At 51.8% G+C, this 21,619-nt stretch carries 23 protein-coding genes; 11 read left to right on the forward strand and 12 right to left on the reverse strand.

From position 1 onward, the window contains the following. Positions 1 to 46 precede the first annotated feature (46 nt). From fliK to fliF, 6 genes are read right to left on the reverse strand one after another with little or no spacing between them, the layout of a single operon-like run. Positions 47 to 1,261 (reverse strand): flagellar hook length control protein FliK, encoded by a 1,215-nt coding sequence (gene fliK, locus OGV98_RS06775; protein WP_202581180.1) that lies wholly within the window; start codon positions 1,259 to 1,261, stop codon positions 47 to 49. Continuing rightward, positions 1,258 to 1,701 carry a flagellar export protein FliJ gene (fliJ, locus tag OGV98_RS06780; RefSeq protein ID WP_003839084.1) on the reverse strand — a complete coding sequence of 148 codons (444 nt, stop codon included), beginning with the start codon at positions 1,699 to 1,701 and terminating at the stop codon, positions 1,258 to 1,260. The genes fliK and fliJ overlap by 4 nt, the downstream gene beginning before the upstream one ends. Before the next feature lie 21 nt (positions 1,702 to 1,722). After that, positions 1,723 to 3,093, reverse strand: a complete 1,371-nt coding sequence (gene fliI, locus OGV98_RS06785; protein WP_003030440.1) for a flagellar protein export ATPase FliI — start codon at positions 3,091 to 3,093, stop codon at positions 1,723 to 1,725. Further along, positions 3,093 to 3,800: a flagellar assembly protein FliH gene (fliH, locus tag OGV98_RS06790; RefSeq protein ID WP_003030441.1), complete on the reverse strand. Its 708-nt coding sequence runs from the start codon at positions 3,798 to 3,800 to the stop codon at positions 3,093 to 3,095. The genes fliI and fliH overlap by 1 nt, the downstream gene beginning before the upstream one ends. Beyond that, positions 3,793 to 4,791: a flagellar motor switch protein FliG gene (gene fliG, locus OGV98_RS06795; protein WP_003030443.1), complete on the reverse strand. Its 999-nt coding sequence runs from the start codon at positions 4,789 to 4,791 to the stop codon at positions 3,793 to 3,795. Before fliG ends, fliH begins: the two co-directional genes overlap by 8 nt. Next, a complete protein-coding gene (gene fliF / locus OGV98_RS06800; protein WP_058842348.1) occupies positions 4,784 to 6,457 on the reverse strand; it encodes a flagellar basal-body MS-ring/collar protein FliF in 1,674 nt (557 codons plus the stop codon). Before fliF ends, fliG begins: the two co-directional genes overlap by 8 nt. Before the next feature lie 216 nt (positions 6,458 to 6,673). Between fliF and fliE the strand changes: the two genes are divergently transcribed. Further along, positions 6,674 to 6,988: a flagellar hook-basal body complex protein FliE gene (fliE, locus tag OGV98_RS06805; RefSeq protein ID WP_003030448.1), complete on the forward strand. Its 315-nt coding sequence runs from the start codon at positions 6,674 to 6,676 to the stop codon at positions 6,986 to 6,988. Between the two features lie 55 nt (positions 6,989 to 7,043). On the opposite strand, the gene yedF is transcribed toward fliE, so the two are convergent. Together yedF and yedE are read right to left on the reverse strand one after the other, a co-directional pair. Continuing rightward, complete coding sequence (gene yedF, locus OGV98_RS06810; protein ID WP_000790504.1) at positions 7,044 to 7,277, reverse strand: sulfurtransferase-like selenium metabolism protein YedF; 234 nt, start codon at positions 7,275 to 7,277, stop codon at positions 7,044 to 7,046. After that, complete coding sequence (gene yedE, locus OGV98_RS06815) at positions 7,274 to 8,479, reverse strand: selenium metabolism membrane protein YedE/FdhT (protein WP_130714545.1); 1,206 nt, start codon at positions 8,477 to 8,479, stop codon at positions 7,274 to 7,276. The genes yedF and yedE overlap by 4 nt, the downstream gene beginning before the upstream one ends. Positions 8,480 to 8,664: 185 nt before the next feature. Between yedE and yedD the strand changes: the two genes are divergently transcribed. Next, on the forward strand, positions 8,665 to 9,078 hold the full coding sequence (gene yedD, locus OGV98_RS06820; RefSeq protein ID WP_003030454.1) for a lipoprotein YedD: 414 nt from the start codon (positions 8,665 to 8,667) through the stop codon (positions 9,076 to 9,078). Positions 9,079 to 9,118: 40 nt separating this feature from the next. Here the strand turns inward: yedD and amyA are convergent, their stop codons facing one another. The 4 genes from amyA to fliD all read right to left on the reverse strand — a co-directional run bounded on the left by amyA (position 9,119) and on the right by fliD (position 12,869). Beyond that, on the reverse strand, positions 9,119 to 10,606 hold the full coding sequence (amyA, locus tag OGV98_RS06825) for an alpha-amylase (RefSeq protein ID WP_210943414.1): 1,488 nt from the start codon (positions 10,604 to 10,606) through the stop codon (positions 9,119 to 9,121). Positions 10,607 to 10,674: 68 nt separating this feature from the next. Continuing rightward, on the reverse strand, positions 10,675 to 11,046 hold the full coding sequence (fliT, locus tag OGV98_RS06830; RefSeq protein ID WP_016150551.1) for a flagella biosynthesis regulatory protein FliT: 372 nt from the start codon (positions 11,044 to 11,046) through the stop codon (positions 10,675 to 10,677). Continuing rightward, the gene (gene fliS, locus OGV98_RS06835; protein WP_171862522.1) at positions 11,046 to 11,453 is read right to left on the reverse strand and encodes a flagellar export chaperone FliS; all 408 of its coding nucleotides are present in this window, start codon (positions 11,451 to 11,453) and stop codon (positions 11,046 to 11,048) included. Before fliS ends, fliT begins: the two co-directional genes overlap by 1 nt. 15 nt (positions 11,454 to 11,468) lie before the next feature. Next, complete coding sequence (fliD, locus tag OGV98_RS06840; protein ID WP_171862521.1) at positions 11,469 to 12,869, reverse strand: flagellar filament capping protein FliD; 1,401 nt, start codon at positions 12,867 to 12,869, stop codon at positions 11,469 to 11,471. Positions 12,870 to 13,123: 254 nt separating this feature from the next. Between fliD and OGV98_RS06845 the strand changes: the two genes are divergently transcribed. From OGV98_RS06845 to sdiA, 9 genes are all read left to right on the forward strand, one after another. Next, complete coding sequence (locus OGV98_RS06845; RefSeq protein ID WP_202581182.1) at positions 13,124 to 14,389, forward strand: FliC/FljB family flagellin; 1,266 nt, start codon at positions 13,124 to 13,126, stop codon at positions 14,387 to 14,389. A gap of 79 nt (positions 14,390 to 14,468) precedes the next feature. Continuing rightward, a complete protein-coding gene (gene fliB / locus OGV98_RS06850) occupies positions 14,469 to 15,671 on the forward strand; it encodes a flagellin lysine-N-methylase (protein WP_286551134.1) in 1,203 nt (400 codons plus the stop codon). A gap of 196 nt (positions 15,672 to 15,867) precedes the next feature. Next, a complete protein-coding gene (locus OGV98_RS06855) occupies positions 15,868 to 16,587 on the forward strand; it encodes an RNA polymerase sigma factor FliA (protein ID WP_003030465.1) in 720 nt (239 codons plus the stop codon). Positions 16,588 to 16,644: 57 nt separating this feature from the next. Further along, complete coding sequence (gene fliZ / locus OGV98_RS06860; RefSeq protein WP_016150547.1) at positions 16,645 to 17,196, forward strand: flagella biosynthesis regulatory protein FliZ; 552 nt, start codon at positions 16,645 to 16,647, stop codon at positions 17,194 to 17,196. A gap of 100 nt (positions 17,197 to 17,296) precedes the next feature. Then, complete coding sequence (tcyJ, locus tag OGV98_RS06865) at positions 17,297 to 18,097, forward strand: cystine ABC transporter substrate-binding protein (protein WP_003030469.1); 801 nt, start codon at positions 17,297 to 17,299, stop codon at positions 18,095 to 18,097. A gap of 108 nt (positions 18,098 to 18,205) precedes the next feature. Next, positions 18,206 to 19,192, forward strand: coding sequence for a D-cysteine desulfhydrase (gene dcyD, locus OGV98_RS06870; RefSeq protein ID WP_106107211.1), 987 nt, complete (start codon positions 18,206 to 18,208; stop codon positions 19,190 to 19,192). A gap of 21 nt (positions 19,193 to 19,213) precedes the next feature. Next, the gene (tcyL, locus tag OGV98_RS06875; protein ID WP_003030474.1) at positions 19,214 to 19,882 is read left to right on the forward strand and encodes a cystine ABC transporter permease; all 669 of its coding nucleotides are present in this window, start codon (positions 19,214 to 19,216) and stop codon (positions 19,880 to 19,882) included. Further along, a complete protein-coding gene (tcyN, locus tag OGV98_RS06880) occupies positions 19,879 to 20,631 on the forward strand; it encodes an L-cystine ABC transporter ATP-binding protein TcyN (RefSeq protein WP_003030477.1) in 753 nt (250 codons plus the stop codon). Before tcyL ends, tcyN begins: the two co-directional genes overlap by 4 nt. A 230-nt stretch (positions 20,632 to 20,861) precedes the next feature. Further along, positions 20,862 to 21,584 (forward strand): quorum-sensing transcriptional regulator SdiA, encoded by a 723-nt coding sequence (gene sdiA, locus OGV98_RS06885; protein ID WP_003030480.1) that lies wholly within the window; start codon positions 20,862 to 20,864, stop codon positions 21,582 to 21,584. Positions 21,585 to 21,619: the final 35 nt, after the last annotated feature.

A 21,619-nucleotide genomic window follows, 5' to 3' on the forward strand; every position in this document is an offset into this window, starting at 1 on the left:
ACGACAAAGCGTGGAAAAGACGCGGATAATCATGCTACCTCTGGCGTTAGGCGAAGATGTCTACTGCGCCATCGCCGCGGGCAGCGGCTTGCAGCGAGGCTGGGGTTGCCAGTATTGCGTCATCTTCAGCGGCAAAAATGTCTTGTCCTTGAGCGCGACCAGACTGCTGTTGCTGTCCGGAAGACTGCTGATGGCCAGCGAAGCTTTCACTGCTGATGTTACTTTGCCCCAGTTGGATCCCGCTTTCAGCCAACTGTGTACGCAGCATCGGTAATGCGGCTTCCAGTGCAGCGCGCACGTGACTGTGCGGTGAAACCATTTGTAACTGCGCGAGGTTATCGTCCAGCTTGAGCGAAATATGTACCTGACCCAGGTCCTGCGGATGCAGACGCAGCTCTGCGCTTTGCTGGCCCTGGCGCGTGAACAAGGTGACGTGCTGGCTCAGCGATTGCTGCCATTCATGGCTACCTAACGGAGCGCTTAACACCGGCGCGGCCGTCGGTAACGGTTGTGCATGTGTTTGTGGACCACTTAGCGGGGCCGCAGTCATGCCAATGCTGGTCGGTGACGGGGTGCTGTCGATTTCAGCTCTGGCGTTCACTGCTGCCGTCAGCGGGGTTAATGTTGGATTGTTTGCCTGATTAGCACCACCGCCAGCAATCGTGACATCCGCTTTGCCTTTTTTGGCATCGCCCGGCAGTAATTCGTCTGCATTATCAGTCGCCGCGCCGTGTACCGCGCCTCGTGACAATGCGGAAAGCGCCGCATCAACAGGGGCTGGTGCGCTGTCGACGGCAGGCGTAGCCAGTGGTTGTCCTGGCAGCATGGCGAACAACGCGCTCAGGTTGGCGAGATCGTCATCACTCAGCGTAGTGTTTTTTTCGTCCTGCTGAGCGACTTTGCCCAGTGTCGTCAGGGCATTCGCTTTCAGTGAAGGCGTGAGAGCGGACAACAGTTGCTGAGCGTCAGTCATGTCGGCAAGAGAAGTCTCGGTTTGCAGCTCCTGTTGCGCCAGCAGATCGGTTAATTTGACCGACGGTGTGGCATCGCCATTTTTTTGCAGCAACCCTTTTTGCAGCTTACTGCTGGCCGCCTGTAAGTCGGCAAGCGACAGCGGGGCGTCTTTACCTTGTGCGTCGCCCGCACCTAATGCGCCAGCCAGTAGCGCTAAAAAATCCTCGGGTGAATCTACCGCTTTGCCTGACTGAAGACCTGCGGCTACATCGGTGTCGGTGGTAATCAGTTGGGGTAAAGTAATCATTCGGGTTTCCTCATAGCTGCGCGCTGAGCAAATTCATCCATTTTTTTCTGATCCAGACGGTTTTCGGCCAGTAACGCCGCCGACGTTTGTCTGTCCTGCAACGTCTGCCACGCCTGTAATCGTTGTTTTTTGTCGCGCCAACTGTTCAATGCCTGGTCTACTTTCTGTGTCCATTGATTGAGCTGTTGGCGATGTTGCTCAATCGCTTTTTCCAGCGTCTGAATAAATTGTTGGTAATTGATCCAGCGATTGCTGGTAATACCCTGGCCCATATCGGTATTCAGATTGTTGCGATACTCATGCTGATAATCGATCAGCATTTTTAACTGTTCTTCCGCCTGCTGACAGCCACGACGCATCTCTCCCAATAAGACAGCAGCGTCATCTACCTCTTTTTCAGCCAGGTCTTTCAATGTTGCTAATGCACCATGTTGTGCCATGACCTATGCTCTCCTGCTTAATCACACACCAGGGAAAATCAGTTCCAAAGCTTGTAGAGAATCTTCCCAGTCAGCCCGTTCAAAAATACCTTGCTGTAAGAATGCTTCCAGCTGCGGCCATAAGGCGATGGCTTTATCCAGCATCGGATCGCTGCCTTTGGCATACGCCCCCACGCTGACCAGATCACGGTTACGCTGGAAGCTGGACAGCAACTGTTTAAAGTTACGCACCCGCGCATAGTGTTTTTCACTAATGAGCGCGGTCATGGCGCGACTGATCGAGGCTTCAATATCGATGGCCGGATAGTGACCCGCCTCGGCCAGATGACGAGACAGCACAATGTGACCATCCAGAATCGCGCGCGCGGAATCGGCAATCGGGTCCTGTTGGTCGTCACCCTCGGTCAGTACCGTATAAAACGCGGTGACTGAACCGCCTCCGTGGATACCGTTTCCGGCCCGTTCGACCAGCGCCGGTAACTTAGCGAATACTGAGGGTGGATAACCTTTGGTTGCCGGTGGCTCGCCGATCGCCAGGGCTATCTCACGTTGCGCCATCGCGTAGCGGGTGAGGGAGTCCATAATCAGCAATACATGCTGTCCGCGATCGCGAAAATCTTCGGCGATGCGCGTGGCGTAGGCCGCGCCTTGCATACGTAACAGCGGCGAGACGTCCGCCGGAGCGGCAATCACTACCGAGCGTGCGCGACCGTCAGCGCCGAGAATATTTTCAATAAAATCTTTAACTTCGCGACCACGCTCGCCAATCAGACCCACGACGATAACATCGGCCTGGGTATAGCGCGCCATCATGCCGAGCAGGACGCTTTTACCGACGCCGGAACCGGCGAAAAGCCCCATACGCTGGCCGCGGCCAACGGTTAACAACGCGTTGATGGGGCGTACGCCGGTATCCAGGACGTGTTCAATTGCGGTCCGTTGCAGCGGGTTAAACGGCGGTGTAATTAGCGCGCCGGTTTCGGTGGTATCCGGGGCGGGCAGTCCGTCGAGCGGTTTGCCGCTACCGTCCAGCACACGACCCAGCAGAGCAGGGCCAAGCGGTAATTGCTTCCCGCTTTGCAGACCTTCTCCGGCAATGTTCTTCGCGTATACGCGTGCGCCGGGCAGAACGCCTTCGACCTCTTCGAGCGGCATCAGAAACAGACGTTGACCGTTAAAGCCCACGACTTCGCTTTCGACCTCCTGGGTTTCGTTGCCGTCCTGACGTTCAATGACGCAGGTGGCACCGAGCGGCAGCTGTAACCCCGTGGCTTCCAGCACCAGCCCGGTTGCGCGGGTCAGGCGACCATAACGACGCACCGCAGGCAGCAGTGACATTTTCTCTTCGAAGTTGTCCAGCGTATTGAGCCAGCGAGTCAGGCGAGTGGTCATTACACGACTCCCGGCGCTGCCAGACGGCAGAGTTCTTGCCAGCGCGTGGCGACGCTGGCATCCAGATCGCCTTCATCAGCTGAGACTTTACAACCGCCGTGATGCAGCGTGGGATCGCCGCGTAGCCGCCAGCCGTGCAGGCTGAGAGTGGCACCGAGCATCTCCTCCACACGCTGGAGATCGTCCGGATGTACGCGCAGCTGCGGTTTACCGCTAAACAGCGGTTCCTGTTGCAATAACTGTTGGATTTGCTTAATCAGCGCCGCGTTATCCACGATTGGCGTCTGACCAATCACCTGACGCGCAGCTTCCAGCGCCATTTGCATCAGTCGCGAGGCAATGACGCTATCCAGCGCGTCCAGCGTATTCTGAAACTCACTCACCAGCTGCTGCATGCGGGCATGGATCGGCGCATGCTGTGCTCGCGCCTGGTTCTGGCCTTGCTCCAGCCCCTGGCTCAGACCTTCCTGATAGCCTTGTTCGTGACCTTTTTGTCGACCTTCCGCCAGCCCCGCGTTATACCCTTGCTCATGGGCCTGCATTTGCAGCTGTGCGAGCTGCTGTTCAAGCTGTTGCTCTGCGGAAAGCTGTGGCTCTTCAGCTTCTTCTGACAGCGGCGTTTCGCTGTGGTCGGCCAGTACGAACTCCGCCATCGGTGGGGCGAGGTCGTCCGGAGTCCAGACTTTCCACGGCAGTTCGTTAGACATAGGTATCCTCGCCGCTGCCGATCACCATCTCGCCGGTTTCCGCCAGACGACGCACAATAAGCAGAATCGCTTTCTGTTCGTTTTCCACTTGCGACAAACGCACCGGGCCGCGGTTGGCAAGGTCGTCGCGCAGAATATCGGCAGCACGTTGCGACATGTTGCGCAGGAACTTCTCGCGTAGCGGCTGTTCGGCACCTTTCAGGGCAATCAGCAGAGATTCGGAATCCACTTCCTGCAACAGGCGCTGGATACTGCGATCGTCGACGTCCACCAGGTTTTCGAACAGGAACATCTCGTCGATAATTTTCTGTGCCAGCTCGCCGTCGAATTCGCGTACGGCGGTAATAACCGCTTCTTCCTGCTGGGTTTTCATCAGGTTGATAATTTCTGCTGCCGTTCTCACGCCGCCCATTTTGCTGCGCTTGAGGTTCTGACCATCGAGCAGACCGTTCAGTACCTCGGTCAGTTCTGCCAGCGCGGCAGGCTGCACGCCGCCGAAGGTGGCGATACGCAGCATCACGTCGTGACGTAAACGCTCGTCGAACAGCGCCAGAATATCGGCGGCCTGGCCCCGTTTGAGGTGTACCAGAATGGTGGCGATAATCTGCGGATGCTCGTCGCGGATAAGGTCGGCGGCGCTTTGCGGTTCCATAAAGTTGAGCGTTTCAATGCCGCTGGTGGTATCGCGGGTTTCCAGAATATCTTCCAGCAGGCTGGAGGCGCGTTCCTCGCCCAGCGCTTTCACCAGCACGGAGCGCAGATATTCGTTGGCGTTGATATTCAGCGCGGCAAATTGTTCTGCTTCTTGCTCAAACTCGGCCAGCACTTCCGTCAACTGTTTGTTGGAGATCTGGCGTACGTTCGCCATCGCTGTACTGAGCGCCTGAACTTCGCGCGTGGAAAGGTGTTTAAATACCTCAGCCGCGCGATCTTCGCCAATGGTCATCAGCAGGATGACGCTTTTATCGGTACCGGTAAGGGCATTACTCATGATCGTTACTCATCCACTGGCGAATGACCAGCGCCACGACGCGCGGATCGTTATCTGACATTTCACGAATACGCTGGCTCATCACTTCTGCACCCAGACGTTGATTCGTACGACGCTGCTGGGTTTGTTCGTCTTTGCTGAGGCGAACTTCTACCGCTTCTTCGGTTTCCTGACGGATACGCGTTTGTTCTTGTACCGCTTTTGCTTCTTCGCTGCGGCGAACCAACTGCGGGCGAACAGCCTTACGCCACAGGATCCAGGCAACAAGCAGCACCAGCAACCAACGGCCTGCGGTCATCAACTGTTCAATAAAGACCTGCTGTTTCCAGAACGGCAGTTCGCCAATGGAATCGTCGGTCGCCGTGAAGGGTGAATTCACCACGTTCAGGGTATCGCCACGCTTGTCGGAGAAGCCCATCGCTTCGCGGGTCAGGTCCTCAATCTGTTTCATCTGATCGGCGGTTAACGGCAGCGGTTTACCGTCCGGCAACGTTTTATAGTTGACCACCACTGCAACCGAGAGACGCTGCACATCGCCGACGTTCATTTTGGTGTGGCGAATGGTACGGTCGACTTCATAGTTGCTGGTTTCATTACGCTGCGTACTGCGTGGACCAGCATTATTGTTGTTATTTGCCGTTTGCGCGGTTTGCGCATTTTGCTGATTAGCCGGAGGGGTGGCGATTGGCGCGGTATTAGCCGGTGCTGGTTGATTAGACAATGCGCCCGGTACGCCGCCTGGCGCTCCGCTCCCGATCTGCTCGCTGACGTTTAACTGGCGTGAACGCAGCACGGCCTGGGAATCATCACCGTTTGGACGGTACTGTTCTTCGGTTTGCTCTTTATTAGCAAAATCCAGTTGCGCGGTGACCTGCGCATGTACGTTACCGTTGCCGACAATCGGCGACAGGATCGATTCGATACGACGTTGAACGCGCCCTTCGACATCGCTCGCGTATTTCAACTGCGCATCGTTAAGATCGCGGCTGCTGGTGTTCGACTGAGTTAACAGATGACCCGCCTGGTCGACCAGCGTAACGTTGCCCGGCGGCAAGCCTGCAACAGCGCTGGAAACCAGATGCGTGACCGCACTGATTTGACCTTCATCCAGTGCGCGGCCAGGTTCAAGGTTAACGGTCACGGAGGCTGAAGGTGCTTTTTGCTCACGCACAAACAGCGACGGTTTTGGCATTGCCAGATGCACGCGGGCACGTTTTACCGGTCCCAGCGTTTCAATGGTACGGGCTAATTCACCTTCCAGCGCCCGCTGGTAGTTGACCTGCTCGCTAAACTGGCTAATACCAAACTTTTCCTGATCCAGCAGCTCAAAGCCAACGGCGCCGCCCTTCGGCAGACCTTGTTGTGCCAGACGTAACCGCAATTCGTGAACTTTATCGGCAGGAACTTCTATAGCACCGCTTCCCTCAGTAAAACGATAGGGAACGTTCATCTGCGTCAGTTGGGTGACAATCGCGCCACCATCCTGATCGGATAGGTTGCTGAACAGTGTGCGGTAGTCAGGTGTTTTGGCCCACAGGACCATCGCCACGATGATAGCGACGGCAGCTGCTCCCGCCACAATCAGAGGAATTCTGGGATTCGCGCGCAGGCGGTTTAACCACTCGAGAGGTTTAAGCTGGGTTGCAGTCGATGCTGTCGCACTCATCTCGCACCTCGTGGCTTATCGTGGACGGCGTTTTTTGCAAAGTGGAACAAGACTCACTCCCGGGTCAGCAAACTCGAAAAATTGACGGTCTCATTATTTGCGGTTTCGAATTTTTCTATGCGTTAAAAACCGTGGTTTTTTATCGTTATTTAACGCCTTTATCTTATTGACTAACTGGTAATCTCAGCTAAGTAAAAAATCATCCAGGGGATCAGAATGTCGGCAATACAGGGGATTGAAGGGGTCATCAGCCAGTTACAAGCCACGGCGATGTCAGCAAAAATGCAGGATATGCAGCCACAACCGACCGTGAGTTTTGCCGGTCAGCTGCATGCGGCGTTAGACCGAATCAGCGATGTGCAAACCGCGTCCCGTACGCAGGCTGAGAAATTTACCCTCGGTGAGCCGGGTATTGCGTTAAATGATGTGATGACCGATATGCAAAAAGCGTCGGTCTCGATGCAGATGGGTATTCAGGTACGTAACAAACTGGTGTCGGCCTACCAGGAAGTGATGTCGATGCAGGTATAGGTTTAACGTGCAGAGATTGTTTGCCGGATAAGCGCAGCGACCATCCGGCAACCAGTTACTTCTGAATCAAATAGCGGATCGTTGGGCCATCCTGCTGAATATCCAGCACCGTATAGCCGTGATTACGCGCATCCAGTGGAATATTGTTGATTGACTGCGGGCAATCGCTCACCACTTCCAGAATTTCACCTTTCTTCAATTGCGGCATCGCTTCCAGCGTGGCGACAGCCGGGTATGGACACGGTTCGCCGACCATATCGAGGCGATAATCAGGCACGATATTTTTCATACAGACTCCTTGGCAGGCGTCAGTCCTGCGCGACGGAAGAAGCGTTTTTCCCAGCCAATAATCAGCATCAGCGCGGCAAACAACAGCAGATAGGTTACCAGCAGACCACCGAGCGGACCGAAGGTGTTGAGCAAATTCACTTTGTCCCAGTTGGTGGCAAGCGCGGGAGCAAAATCATCCCAGTAGTAGGCCAGAATGGTCGAGCCAATAACGTTGCCCAGACCAACCCACCAGTAATGCACCTGGCCTTCAACGGCGCGGTACATCCAGCCGGTTTCACATCCGCCCGCTAAAACGATGCCAAAGCCGAACAGCAAGCCGCCGATCACCGCATTTGGACCCGCCCACATGATTTTAGGCTCGACGCCCAGTTGCACGTAGCTAAAGATACCGATGGCGCTGACCGCCATCCCGAAGATGATCGCTTTTGCCATATGGGTGCGACCGGAAATCCACAGGTCGCGGAAGGCGGAGGTGAAGCAGATTTGCGCCCGTTCAATCAGCAGACCGAACCCAACGCCAAACAGCATCGCCAGACCGAGCTTGGGTTTATCCATCGCGGTGAGCAGCGCCCAGCCGATCATGCCGATAAACACCAGCATGCCAAGGCGGAAACGGCGACGGGCCTGATCCGGCTTTTGCGTCAACGGCGAAGCGGCGGAGACTTTCTGCATTTTGACCGGAATACGAAACATCGGTAGCAGGGTAAAGCGTGCGCCAAACCATGAGCCGATTGCTGTTGCCAGCGCGAAAAACCAGGCATGTAGCGAGAACTGTGGAATGCCGGTGAAGAATGCGGCCAGGTTGCAGCCCATCGCGAGCCGGGCGCCGAATCCGGCGATCATCCCGCCGACTATCGCCTGCATAATGCGCACCCGACTGCGCGGCATGCGTAACTTGACGTTGTTAGCCCACAGTGCGGCAGCAAAACAGCCGCCGAACATACCGAGGATCATCATGCCGTCAATGCGGGTCAGGGGCGAGCCTTCGAGCTGGATCAGCTTGTAGTAACCCCACTCTTCGGCGTGAACGCCAAATAATTGCAGGATTTGCCCACCCCAACGGGTGAATTCACCGGTAACGGCCCAGAAGGTTCCCGTAATGCCGAAATAATAAGTGGAGAGAATACCCGCTGCGATGACCGCAGGGGCGGGGGCCCAAAATTTAATTAACCAGGCCTGTTTGAAGTGTTGCCATGACATGCGTTGCGCCTCTGAACTCAGAAGGTATGTAACAAGAAGTGTGGATACTACACCGTTCATAATTTTTGACTATGAGTAATAAGAGGTAATACCGTCTGGATCAATCTTTCTCAACGCTGCCGAAAGGCTGGCGACATCAGGCCTTTAATGCCACAATCCCATTTTCTTCGCATGCAGGATGAATGATGAAAAAATTAGCAATCGTTGGTGTATTTCTGGCGCTTACCGGATGCGCCGAAGTAGAAAATTATAACGACGTGGTGAAAACGCCAGCGCCAGCCGGTCTGGAAGGATACTGGCAGTCAAAAGGTCCGCAACGTAGTCTGGTAAGTCCGGAAGCGATTGCCAGCCTGGTGATAACGAAAGAGGGCGATACGCTGGATTGTCGCCAGTGGCAGCGGGTGATCGCGCTGCCGGGGAAACTGACGATGCTCTCTGGCGATCTCACCAACGTGACGGTGAAACGCGAGCTGTATGAGATCGAGCGCGAAGGCAATACGCTGGAATATGACGGTATGACGCTGCAGCGGGTGGATCGCCCGACGCAGGAATGTGCTGACGCGTTAAAGAAAACGCCGCTGGCCACACCGCTGCCATAAACCGTACGCCCCGGTAGCCTCTGGCCACCGGGGTTGAACTTTACAACACGTCCTCAATCACCCACACGCTGACGCTTCCGCCGTTACAGTAAAACGTTGCTTCACCGTTTTCATCGGTGACCACGCTTTCCTCGCGATTTCCCAGATAGTCACGCCAGGTTTTATTGCCGTAATTGGCGCCGAGATTGATGGTCTTTTCCCCGTCATCGCCGTTTGACAGTACCACCACACAGCCGGGATCGTCGTCCGTTCCGCTGCGGCTAAAAGCGATACAGTTAGGATGATCGAAAAAGAGTGTCTGTACCCCGTGTGCGAAGCGCTGGCGCGCGAGGATCAGTTCATCAAGCTGTTCAATGATCGGCATGTCGATAGGATAGGTTTCGCCATCGCCGCCGGTGTCTTCGTAATGCGCTCCGTAGAGGTCAGGGTAAAACACCGACGGTACGCCATTTTCACGCAGCAAGATCAGCGCATAGGCCAGCGGCTTAAACCACGGCTCGACGGGGGCTTCGAGTGCCTGTAAAGGTTGGGTGTCGTGATTGGCCACCAGCGTGACGGCATGAAACGGATCGGCTTCTACCAGGGTATCGGCGAAAATCTGGCTCATGTCATAATCGCGGCCCTGACGGGACGCTTCGTGAAACTTCATCTGTAGGGGGGCGTCGAACAGCATGGTTTTCCCCTCTACCTGGTTGATGTAGGTTTGTAGCTTATCGACTTCGTGGGACCAGTATTCCGCGACGATAAACAGCGGTTTTGGCGCCACTTCCTGCACGTGTTCAATCCACTCTTTATAAAACCAGGCCGGAATGTGCTTGACGGCATCCAGGCGAAAGCCGTCGCAATGGGTTTGATCCATCACCCAGCGCGCCCAGTATTTGAGCTCCTCGGTGACGGCGTGATTACGAAAGTCGATGTTCTCGCCCATCAGGTAATCAAAATTACCCAATTCATCATCAACCTGGTCGTTCCAGCCTTCGCCGGTGTAATCGTTAACGATTTTAAAAATCCCGTCTTCGGTGGGATTCTCGATATGGTCAATGCCACTGAAGCATTTAAAATCCCAAATGAATTGTGAATACTGGCCTGCGCGGGCAGGGAAGGTGTAGCGCGTCCAGCCTTCGCATTCGATAATCTCATCGTCTATTTGCGTGCGATCCTCGGCGTTAACCCTCTGGACGCGGATCTTTTCTTTCTCATCTGCGCCCATTTTGTGGTTAACCACTACGTCCAGCAGTACAGCAATATCATTGTGTTTCAGCGCGTCAATCGCCGCCAGCAGCTGGTTTTTATCGCCGTATTTGGTGGCGACGGTTCCCTTTTGGTCGAATTCGCCCAAATCAAACAGATCGTAGGAATCATAGCCAACGGAATAACCGCCGGACGCGCCTTTATAAGCGGGGGGCAGCCATACCATATTGATGCCGATATCATTGAGTCCGCCTGCGCGTTCGGCAAGCTCGGGCCAGAGTTGACCACCATCAGGGTAATACCAGTGGAAGTACTGCAATAACGTGGGATTTTTCATCTTCCGTGCTCCAGAAGTCGTTTGGCCGACCTCTGGAGTATGGAAGATAATTCAGACGAGACGGGAAATTATTGTGGCGTAGTGGGGGCGTCGGGTACCAGCAGCATACCGGAAAGACGACCATAGGCGTTATTCAGCGTCTTTTGGCGTGTCGACTGGCCGATGAGGTTGCTGAGTTCATCCAGGCGCTGCTGCAACAACGTTTTGAGTAATTGTTCATTATCCAGCGTCTGTTTAATATACCCGGCCACCAAGTCCTGAATACTTCGCGTAATGCCCGGTGGAGTTTGCTCTTCCATGACCACTTCAATACTTTGCAGATAGGTAACTTCCTGTTCCAGTAAAAGGTCCCATTCACCGCGCTGCGCCAGTTCCAGCAGTGAGTGACTGAGCAGCGCGATGCGCTGCCAACGGTTGATAAACTCCACGGCTGAGGTCATTAACGAGACTCCTGGGACGTCGCTTTCGGTGAGATCTGTTTCCAGGCTTCTGCAATGTTGCCGAGCAACCCTTCGACTTCTTCAATAGCCTGACAATCATTACGCAAGTTAGCTTGCAGTAAACGGCGAATCATATAGTCATACAGCGAAGACAGGTTAGCGGCGATTTCGCCGCCATTCTCTTGATCCAGCCCAGCCTTCAGACCATTGTCAATAATGTTAATGGCTTTACTGATGGCCTCGCCTTTGGCGACGATATCACCTTGCTGCATGAACAGGCGAGCGCGCACGAGGGCGCTATTTGCGCCATCAAACAACATTTCGATCAGCTGGTGTGGACTGGCGCTCATCACGCCACTCTCTATGCTGACCTGTGCATAGGCTTTGGTACCGCTCGCGGTATACATGTTTACCTCGTGTTATCAGGATTTATTCATCGCTGTAAATTGTTGGCCCAGATAGGTACTGGTGTTATTCAGCTTGCTCATCATGCTATCGAGCTGGGTAAACTGCGCCGTATATCGCGCAACCATGTCGTCTATGCTGGCGCTGACTGACAGATACTGTTTGGTCAGTTTTTTCAGCGTGGCATTAATGCTGTCTTGTGCACTGTCGATAATGCCGTCATCAGCCAAATAACTTTTTACTTCAGCAGCAATTTTAGTGGTGATCCCAGTTTCTTTACCATCGCCGGCCAGCAGTTCACGTACCGAAGCGGTATTTTCGTCCAGTGCTTTTTTCAGTTTGGTATCATCGATGGTCATCTTGCCGGTTTTGCCATCTTGCTTGATGCCAATTTCATTCAGCGTCTTAAAGGCGCCTTCGCTGCCGGAGTTAGCAAACTGCGCACGGATACCAGTCTGGATCATACGTACTACGCTATCACCCACCAGGGCACCGTTGTCTTTGTCCTGTCCTTCAGCACCTTGATCAACGGCTTTATATTTGGTCAACGTATTAAATGTATCGATCAGTGAGTTATAGGCATCCACCCAGCCTTTAATTGCTTCCGTAGCTTTCTCATTGCTTTTCGTGACGGTGACACGCGCGTCGGTGACCTTTTTGGTCAGTTCCAGCGTCACCCCCTGCGGGGCATCGGTGATTTTGTTACTCTGACGTTCAATATCGATACCGTTCATAGTGAGCTGTGCGTTTTGCGCTTTAACCAACTCAGTCATTTTTCCAGTACCGGTCTTACTATCGTATGCCAGCAGATCGTTAAGCTTGCTGTCGCCGTCAACAGAGATGGTCATTTTGCTGTCCAGACCTTCTGCTGCGGTCAGCACCAGTTTGAATTCGCCATCTTTCACCTTCACGATACTGGCGGAGATTCCGCTATCGGTATCGTTAATCGCCTTACTGATATCGTCCAGCGTGGTCTTATCTTGCGACAGTTTAATCTCCAGCGGCTCTTTACGACCCGGTTGATCAATCTTAATTGTACGGGTGGTGGAACCATCACCCAGCGCGTCTTTGCTGGAAGCAACCGATGAGGTGCTCAGAGACTGTGCCTGGGCCAGCTGCGTGACGCTGATGGTATAAATACCCGGTGCTGCGCCGGCTTCGGTGGTAACTTTCAGGTCTTCAGTACTGCTGGTCACATTACTGCTTCTGAACAGTTCCGGTTTATTTAACGCGGTATTGGCCGTCTGGAATTTTTCCAGCGCACTCTTCAGAGTACCGTAAGCCGTCAGCCGGGCGGTGTTATCGCTTTGCTGCTGAGTAATTGGATTTAGACGTTTTTTTTCTGCAATAGTCAGGTTGTTTAGCAACGTGTCCAGTGGTAAGCCTGAGCCCACGCCCAGTGATGTAAATGAAGCCATGCCCGATTCCTTGTGATTGCAAACAATTGTTAAGCGGGTTATCGGCAATCTGCGCGCAAAGTTTAATGATAATTTTGTCAAAATAATGCGCGGAATAGTGGTGCATATAGAGGGTATTTCATGGGCTAAGAAAAAAATGGCGAAAACAAAAAATTTCCTAAAGTTCGAAATTAAGGTGCCGATACATGGGTTACGGTGAGAAACCGTGGGCAACAGCCCAATAACATCAAGTTGTAATTGATAAGGAAAAGATCATGGCACAAGTCATCAATACAAACAGCCTGTCGCTGTTGACCCAGAATAACCTGAACAAATCTCAGTCCTCACTGAGCTCCGCTATCGAGCGTCTGTCCTCCGGTCTGCGTATCAACAGCGCGAAAGACGATGCTGCTGGCCAGGCAATTGCCAACCGCTTTAGTTCTAACATTAAAGGTCTGACCCAGGCATCTCGTAACGCCAACGACGGTATCTCCATCGCACAGACCACCGAAGGTGCACTGAACGAAATCAACAACAACCTGCAACGTGTGCGTGAACTGGCTGTTCAATCTCAGAACGGGACAAACTCTGATAGTGACGTTCAATCAATTCAGCAGGAAATTGAACAACGACTGGCGGAAATTGACCGCATCTCCGGTCAAACTCAATTTAACGGCGTAAAAGTTCTTACTCAGGATACGAAGTTAGGTATTCAAGTTGGTGCTAATGACGGTGAGAAAATTGAAATTGATCTTAAAAAGATTGATACGACAACTTTAGGACTGTCTAAATTCTCTGTCGATACTGGTTTTGACACTACAAAGGTTAATACTACGGCCATTGCTGATGGTACTGCGAATGTTGCCATTTCATATAAAAAGGTGACTGCAGATATCCAGGCTGATGGTAATGCTACGAAGAAAACAGCTGATGGACTTTATGCTTTAAGTGATGGCTCTGGTTACGCAGTTAAAACGGGGGCAACCTACCATGCAGCAACTATCGCTACTGATGGTAAAGTAACTTGGGATTCTGGCTCTACTGATATTGCAGCTAATGTTGATACGACTAAAGCGGTCACTGAAGCGAATGTCGCGACGAAAAAAGTTACTGTTGATACCAAATCATTGGCTGCTAACCAGACTTTAAACTCGTATAAAAAAGACGACGGTACTCTGGGTTATGTGATCAAGGAAGGTACCGATTATTATCGTGCTGATATCGATTCAACCGGTAAAGTTAAAGTAGGCACGGCAATTTCCAGTAATCCTGATGTGCTTTCAACTATTGATAGCGCCCTGAAGATGGTTGATGGGCAGAGAAGTTCACTTGGTGCAATTCAAAACCGTTTTGACTCAACTATCACCAACCTGGGTAACACCGTAAACAACTTGTCTTCTGCTCGTAGCCGTATCGAAGACTCCGATTACGCGACCGAAGTGTCCAACATGTCTCGTGCTCAGATCCTGCAACAGGCGGGTACTTCTGTACTGGCACAGGCTAACCAGACCACGCAAAACGTCCTCTCTTTACTGCGTTAATCCATCGATTGGGTTACTAAGTCATTAGAGACAATAAAGGCAGCGAAAGCTGCCTTTTTTCTATACTGGAGTCTGAAGAATGCAAGAAATTACCGTTACTGAACCCAATTTTGTGACTACGTTTCAGTGCACTGGCACGCAATGTCGCGATCATTGCTGTAAAAGCTGGAATATACATCTGGATAAGGCAACGGTGAATAAATATGCATCCAGCAAAAATGAGATCATCAAAAATATTGCCAAAGAGAACATTATTCTGCTTAAAAAAGATATTACGCAATGGGGGATGATTAAGCTTGCGGATGGTACAGGAAACTGCCCATATCTTACCGAAGATAGCCTGTGCCAGGTACAAAAAACGCTGGGAGTCCAGGCGCTAAGTACTACCTGTAAAACATTTCCACGTATCGAGCGCATTTATAAAAACGATGTGAGAAAAGCGCTGAGTTTATCATGTCCTGAAGTCACAAATATTATATTAACAGATCCCCATGCAATGATTTTGAATGAAAAAAGTATTGTTAAGCCTAAAGCTAATGCAATGCCAGCACTTTCTCAACAACAAAAGTTGTTGAATCTTTTTTGTTTAAGTCTTGTGGATCAGGCTGGGCGTGATATCAACGCCGGATTTTATGCGCTGATTAAATTTACGCTATTTATCGAGAAATTTAAGGTGTTTGATAATAGCGCATTGGCAGAGATTGAACCCGTTTATCATACGCTGTTGGCTCAACTTCAATCAGGAGAATTAAGAAAAGAGTTGTTAGATTTCTCGATGAATAGAAATATTAAAGTATCATTGGTGCTCTTAATACAGGATTATTTCCGTGGCATCAAGGTAAGTCGAGGTGGGGGAGTGCTGAATTATTATATTCAGTGCCTACTGAGAATGTTAACTCAGCACGATACGCAGTCTTTAGATGAGGGGATCGCCAGACTAGAGGCGACCTGGAAGAAGGTTTACGAACAACAGGATGAGACTGGATTCGATCTTAAAAATCTTATTTTGTATAAGATTTGGGAAAACAATTTCCCTAATCAAAAGAGCGTAGACGCGTTACGATCCTTATACATGATAGGCGTTGAATACTACTTCATCAAAATGTTGATTGCCGCGAGCGCCTACGAAAGAACATACCTTGAGAAGGAAGATGCAATCAATATCATCTACAGCTTCCATTCGAGAAGTCAGCATAATCCTACCGTCCATGAGAATTTCCATAAGCACATCGAGACCGTCAGAACGGGTGATGACCTGTCGATGATTCATCTCTTGACATAATTTTAACGGGGATGCGTGAAAACGCATCCCTCGTAAGCTAACTATTTGATTTATGTTTGATTATTTCCGATGCGAAATAACGCCATCAGCTACATAAGTGAAATAACCCTTCTTTTATAGCCTTATTCCTCCGATAGAACCCCCTGCAGAAACGGATAATCATGCCGATAACTCATTTAACGCAGGGCTGTTTATCGTGAATTCACTGTATACCGCTGAAGGTGTAATGGATAAACACTCGCTGTGGCAGCGTTATGTACCGTTGGTGCGTCACGAAGCATTGCGCCTTCAGGTGCGTTTGCCGGCGAGCGTAGAACTGGATGACCTGCTACAAGCGGGCGGCATCGGGTTATTGAATGCCGTTGACCGATATGACGCTTTGCAAGGAACGGCATTTACCACTTACGCAGTGCAGCGTATTCGTGGGGCAATGCTGGACGAACTACGTAGCCGGGATTGGGTGCCGCGTAGCGTTCGGCGCAATGCTCGCGAAGTGGCACAGGCGATGGGACAACTGGAGCAGGAATTAGGGCGCAACGCGACGGAAACCGAAGTGGCGGCGCGTCTGGCTATTCCTGTGCAAGAGTATCGTCAGATGTTGCTCGATACCAATAACAGCCAACTCTTCTCTTATGACGAGTGGCGGGAAGAGCATGGCGATAGTATTGAGCTGGTGACGGAAGAACATCAGCAGGAAAACCCGTTACAACAGCTTCTTGAGGGTAACCTCCGCCAGCGCGTGATGGACGCGATCGAGGCGTTGCCGGAGCGCGAAAAGCTGGTGTTAACGCTGTACTACCAGGAAGAGCTGAATCTGAAAGAGATTGGCGCAGTACTGGAAGTCGGGGAATCACGGGTCAGCCAGTTGCACAGTCAGGCCATCAAACGTCTACGCACCAAGCTGGGTAAGCTATAGGGGTACATTATTACCCCTGAACAATGCCGCATTACGAATTGACTACCAGGAGTTCTCATGACGGTGCAGCAATCAAAAAGACGGCCTCTAAGCCGCTACCTCAAAGATTTCAAACACAGCCAGACGCATTGCGCCCATTGCTTTAAGTTGCTCGACAGGATCACGCTGGTTCGTCGCGGGCAAATTGTGAATAAAATCGCCATCGCCCGCCTGGACACTTTGTTGGATGAAGCCGAGTGGGAGCAGGAGAAAAAAGAGTGGGTGGCACTGTGTCGTTTTTGCGGTGATTTGCATTGCAAAGAGCAGAGCGACTTTTTCGATATTATCGGTTTTAAACAGTTTTTATTTGAGCAGACAGAAATGAGTCACGGTACGGTACGTGAATACGTTGTCCGTCTGCGTCGCCTCGGGAATCACCTGACCGAACAAAATATCTCTCACGATCTGCTACAGGAAGGGTTCCTCGACGAAAACCTTGCCCCGTGGCTGCCGGAAACCAGCACCAACAATTACCGCATCGCCTTACGTAAGTATGAGCAGTTTAAAGCCCATACGCATATAGGGCATATGCAGAAATCCTCCTGGACAGCCAGTTCTGATATATATTAAAAACGAATAAGGTGTAACAGAGTCGTGTTTGTGGATCACAGCAAACGTTTTACACTGTAGTCATAAATGATAGTCACTAATGACAATATTCGGGGTAACTATGAAATTAGCACTTCTGGGACGTCAGGCTCTGATGGGTGTAATGGCTGTTGCACTTGTCGCCGGAATGAGCGTAAAGACTTATGCAGATGAAGGTCTGTTAAATAAAGTTAAAGAGCGCGGCACGCTGCTGGTGGGCCTGGAAGGGACCTATCCCCCGTTTAGTTTTCAGGGCGATGACGGCAAGCTGACCGGTTTCGAAGTGGAATTCGCTGAGGAACTGGCCAAGCACCTTGGGGTGAAAGCTAACCTGAAGCCGACCAAGTGGGACGGTATGCTGGCCTCTCTTGATTCCAAGCGCATTGATGTGGTCATCAACCAGGTGACCATCTCTGACGAACGTAAGAAAAAATACGATTTCTCTACCCCGTATACGGTTTCTGGTATTCAGGCGCTGGTGAAAAAAGGCAATGAAGGCGTTATTAAGACCGCTGCCGACCTGAAAGGTAAAAAAGTCGGCGTTGGTCTGGGCACCAACTATGAAGAGTGGCTGCGCCAGAACGTGCAGGGCGTGGATATTCGTACCTATGATGACGACCCGACTAAATACCAGGATCTGCGTGTAGGCCGTATCGACGCCATTCTGGTTGACCGTCTGGCGGCGCTGGATCTGGTCAAGAAAACCAAGGATACGCTGGCTGTGACCGGTGAAGCGTTCTCCCGTCAGGAGTCCGGCGTGGCGCTGCGCAAAGGCAATGAAGATCTGCTGAAAGCGGTTGATGCGGCCATTGCTGAAATGCAGAAAGACGGTACGCTGAAAGCCCTGTCTGAAAAATGGTTTGGAGCGGATGTGACGAAATGATCATCATCCGCTGAAAAAAAGGCGCCTTTAACAGCGCCTTTTTTTATTTCATTGCGCCTGAACGTGCATAATAAAAAGAACATCACAACAACGAATACCGGAGGCTGTATGCCGCTGCATAACTTAACGCGCTTTCCACGTCTGGAATTTATTGGCGCGCCAACGCCGCTTGAATATCTTCCACGCTTCTCCGACTACCTTGGGCGCGATATTTTCATCAAACGCGATGACGTCACGCCGATGGCCATGGGCGGCAATAAGCTGCGTAAGCTGGAGTTTCTGGCCGCAGACGCGCTGCGTGAAGGCGCAGATACGCTGATAACCGCGGGTGCCATCCAGTCTAACCATGTTCGCCAGACGGCGGCGGTAGCGGCTAAGCTTGGCCTGCACTGCGTGGCGCTGTTGGAAAATCCGATTGGCACCACGGCGGAAAACTATCTCACCAATGGCAACCGTCTGCTGTTGGATCTGTTTAATACGCAGATCGAAATGTGTGACGCGCTGACCGATCCGAATGCGCAGTTGCAGGAGCTGGCGACGCGCATTGAAGCGCAAGGGTTCCGCCCGTATGTGATCCCGGTTGGGGGCTCTAATGCTCTGGGGGCGATGGGGTATGTGGAAAGCGCGCTGGAAATTGCCCAGCAGTGTGAAGGGGCCGTTTCGCTCTCTTCCGTGGTGGTCGCATCGGGCAGTGCGGGAACGCATGCCGGACTGGCCGTGGGCCTGGAACAACTGATGCCAGACGTCGAGCTTATCGGCGTGACCGTCTCGCGCAGCGTCGCCGATCAAAAACCCAAAGTTGTCACGTTGCAGCAGGATATTGCCCATGAACTGGAACTGACGGCCTCAGCGGATATCCTGTTATGGGATGATTATTATGCGCCGGGCTACGGTACGCCAAACGAAGAAGGCATGGAGGCAGTAAAACTGCTGGCGCGCCTGGAAGGCATTTTGTTGGATCCGGTGTATACCGGTAAGGCGATGGCGGGTTTGATTGACGGCATCAGCCAGAAGCGCTTCAAAGATGAAGGGCCAATCCTCTTTATCCATACCGGTGGGGCGCCTGCACTGTTTGCCTACCATCCTCACGTGTAACAACCAGGTCGAAAAACGCTAATGCATGAAAGTATCCAACTGGTAATTGATTCCCTGCCGTATCTGCTCAAAGGCGCGGTTTTTACGCTGCAACTGAGTATCGGCGGGATGTTTTTTGGCCTCGTGCTGGGGTTTATCCTGGCGTTGATGCGTCTGTCGCCGCTGCTGCCTGTGCGCTGGCTGGCGCGTTTTTATATCTCTATTTTTCGCGGAACACCGCTGATTGCCCAGCTGTTTATGATTTATTACGGTCTGCCGCAGTTTGGAATTGAGCTTGATCCCATCCCGGCGGCGATGATTGGCTTGTCGCTTAATACAGCCGCCTACGCTGCGGAAACCCTGCGTGCGGCAATCTCTTCCATCGACAAAGGACAGTGGGAGGCGGGTGCCAGTATTGGTATGACACGCTGGCAGACCATGCGCCGGGCAATCCTGCCGCAGGCTGCGCGCGTTGCGTTGCCGCCGCTGAGCAACAGCTTTATCAGTCTGGTGAAAGATACCTCTTTGGCCGCCACTATTCAGGTACCGGAACTGTTCCGTCAGGCGCAGCTGATTACCTCGCGTACGTTGGAAGTCTTTACGATGTATCTGGCGGCCTCGTTGATTTACTGGGTGATGGCGACGGTGCTTTCTGCGCTGCAAAACTATTTTGAAGAACAACTGAACCGCCAGGAGAGAGAGCCGAAATGAGTGCTATCGAAGTCAGAAACCTGGTCAAAAAATTTCATGGGCAAACGGTGCTGCATGGGATCGATCTTGACGTCAAACCTGGTGAAGTGGTGGCGATTATCGGGCCGAGCGGATCGGGCAAAACCACGCTGCTGCGTAGCATCAATTTGCTGGAGCAACCGGAGGCGGGCACCATTAAAGTGGGTGAGATTACCATTGATACCGCGCGTTCGTTGACCCAGCAGAAAGGGCTGATTCGTCAGTTACGCCAGCACGTCGGTTTTGTGTTCCAGAACTTTAATCTGTTTCCCCATCGGACAGTGCTGGAAAACATTATTGAAGGGCCGGTGATAGTCAAAGGTGAACCAAAAGCTGAAGCGACAGCTCGTGCGCGTGAACTGCTGGCGAAAGTCGGACTGGCGGGCAAAGAAACCAGCTATCCGCGGCGTTTATCGGGTGGACAGCAGCAGCGCGTAGCGATTGCCCGGGCGCTGGCGATGCGACCTGAGGTTATTCTTTTTGATGAACCGACCTCCGCACTTGATCCTGAACTGGTTGGCGAGGTACTTAATACCATCCGCCAACTGGCGCAGGAAAAACGCACCATGGTAATTGTGACGCATGAAATGAGCTTTGCTCGCGATGTCGCCGATAGAGCGATATTTATGGATCAAGGACGGATAGTCGAGCAGGGACCAGCAAAGTCCTTATTCACGCACCCGCAGCAGCCACGTACCCGTCAGTTTCTTGAAAAGTTTTTGATGCAATAAATAGTGTATATGGCACTCGCCGGGATTGTTTCTGGCGAGTGCTCTTCGCATAACTATTTATAATTATTGCTTTATTATTAACATTTGATTCTGTTACTTACTTCCGCTGTTGAGTAATACTCAAGTAATTGTTCATTTGTCCGATAATTTGCATATATAAAATACATTTATGTGTTAGCTTGTTTCATATGTTTGGATGATTATCAATCTCAGGGGCATTACCACTTAGTATGCAGGATCTTGATTTCTTCACCTGGCGACGGAGCATGCTGTTACGCTTTCAGGAAATGGCGACGGCAGAGGATGTCTATACGGAATTACAACAACAGACGCAGCACTTAGAGTTTGATTTCTACGCGCTCTGTGTTCGTCATCCGGTACCTTTTACCCGACCTAAAACGTCACTTCATACGACCTATCCCAAAGCATGGGTGGCGCATTATCAGTCCGAAAATTATTTTGCTATTGATCCGGTGCTGAAACCTGAAAACTTCAGCCAGGGGCATTTACCCTGGAACGATACTCTGTTTCGCGATGCGCAACCTTTGTGGGACGCCGCGCGCAATCACGGTTTACGCAAAGGGATGACGCAATGCTTAATGTTGCCTAACCGGGCGTTGGGTTTTTTATCTGTATCGCGTGCAAGTATCCGTAACAGTCGCCTTGCGAGCGATGAAGTAGAGCTCAGGATGCAGCTTCTGGTACGGGAAAGTCTGTCTGTACTGACGCGACTGGAAGATGACATGGTTATGGCGCCAGAGATGCGTTTTAGCAAGCGGGAAAAGGAAATATTGAAATGGACGGCAGAAGGGAAGACCTCTTCAGAGATAGCCATCATTCTGTCGATTTCTGAAAATACCGTGAACTTCCACCAGAAGAATATGCAAAAGAAATTCAATGCGCCAAACAAAACGCAGATAGCCTGTTATGCCGCGGCAACCGGGCTTATCTGAGTAAATTATCGTTCTGAGTGTCAGACGCAAAACCG

The sequence above is a fragment of the Citrobacter sp. Cf136 genome (assembly GCF_030333815.1).
Taxonomy (GTDB): domain Bacteria; phylum Pseudomonadota; class Gammaproteobacteria; order Enterobacterales; family Enterobacteriaceae; genus Citrobacter; species Citrobacter freundii.

Coding starts and splice junctions, on each gene's coding strand:
- fliK (WP_202581180.1), bottom strand. CDS start 1,261: ATGATTACTTTACCCCAACTGATTACCACCGACACCGATGTAGCCGCA.
- fliJ (WP_003839084.1), bottom strand. CDS start 1,701: ATGGCACAACATGGTGCATTAGCAACATTGAAAGACCTGGCTGAAAAA.
- fliI (WP_003030440.1), bottom strand. CDS start 3,093: ATGACCACTCGCCTGACTCGCTGGCTCAATACGCTGGACAACTTCGAA.
- fliH (WP_003030441.1), bottom strand. CDS start 3,800: ATGTCTAACGAACTGCCGTGGAAAGTCTGGACTCCGGACGACCTCGCC.
- fliG (WP_003030443.1), bottom strand. CDS start 4,791: ATGAGTAATGCCCTTACCGGTACCGATAAAAGCGTCATCCTGCTGATG.
- fliF (WP_058842348.1), bottom strand. CDS start 6,457: ATGAGTGCGACAGCATCGACTGCAACCCAGCTTAAACCTCTCGAGTGG.
- fliE (WP_003030448.1), top strand. CDS start 6,674: ATGTCGGCAATACAGGGGATTGAAGGGGTCATCAGCCAGTTACAAGCC.
- yedF (WP_000790504.1), bottom strand. CDS start 7,277: ATGAAAAATATCGTGCCTGATTATCGCCTCGATATGGTCGGCGAACCG.
- yedE (WP_130714545.1), bottom strand. CDS start 8,479: ATGTCATGGCAACACTTCAAACAGGCCTGGTTAATTAAATTTTGGGCC.
- yedD (WP_003030454.1), top strand. CDS start 8,665: ATGAAAAAATTAGCAATCGTTGGTGTATTTCTGGCGCTTACCGGATGC.
- amyA (WP_210943414.1), bottom strand. CDS start 10,606: ATGAAAAATCCCACGTTATTGCAGTACTTCCACTGGTATTACCCTGAT.
- fliT (WP_016150551.1), bottom strand. CDS start 11,046: ATGACCTCAGCCGTGGAGTTTATCAACCGTTGGCAGCGCATCGCGCTG.
- fliS (WP_171862522.1), bottom strand. CDS start 11,453: ATGTATACCGCGAGCGGTACCAAAGCCTATGCACAGGTCAGCATAGAG.
- fliD (WP_171862521.1), bottom strand. CDS start 12,869: ATGGCTTCATTTACATCACTGGGCGTGGGCTCAGGCTTACCACTGGAC.
- OGV98_RS06845 (WP_202581182.1), top strand. CDS start 13,124: ATGGCACAAGTCATCAATACAAACAGCCTGTCGCTGTTGACCCAGAAT.
- fliB (WP_286551134.1), top strand. CDS start 14,469: ATGCAAGAAATTACCGTTACTGAACCCAATTTTGTGACTACGTTTCAG.
- fliZ (WP_016150547.1), top strand. CDS start 16,645: ATGACGGTGCAGCAATCAAAAAGACGGCCTCTAAGCCGCTACCTCAAA.
- tcyJ (WP_003030469.1), top strand. CDS start 17,297: ATGAAATTAGCACTTCTGGGACGTCAGGCTCTGATGGGTGTAATGGCT.
- dcyD (WP_106107211.1), top strand. CDS start 18,206: ATGCCGCTGCATAACTTAACGCGCTTTCCACGTCTGGAATTTATTGGC.
- tcyL (WP_003030474.1), top strand. CDS start 19,214: ATGCATGAAAGTATCCAACTGGTAATTGATTCCCTGCCGTATCTGCTC.
- tcyN (WP_003030477.1), top strand. CDS start 19,879: ATGAGTGCTATCGAAGTCAGAAACCTGGTCAAAAAATTTCATGGGCAA.
- sdiA (WP_003030480.1), top strand. CDS start 20,862: ATGCAGGATCTTGATTTCTTCACCTGGCGACGGAGCATGCTGTTACGC.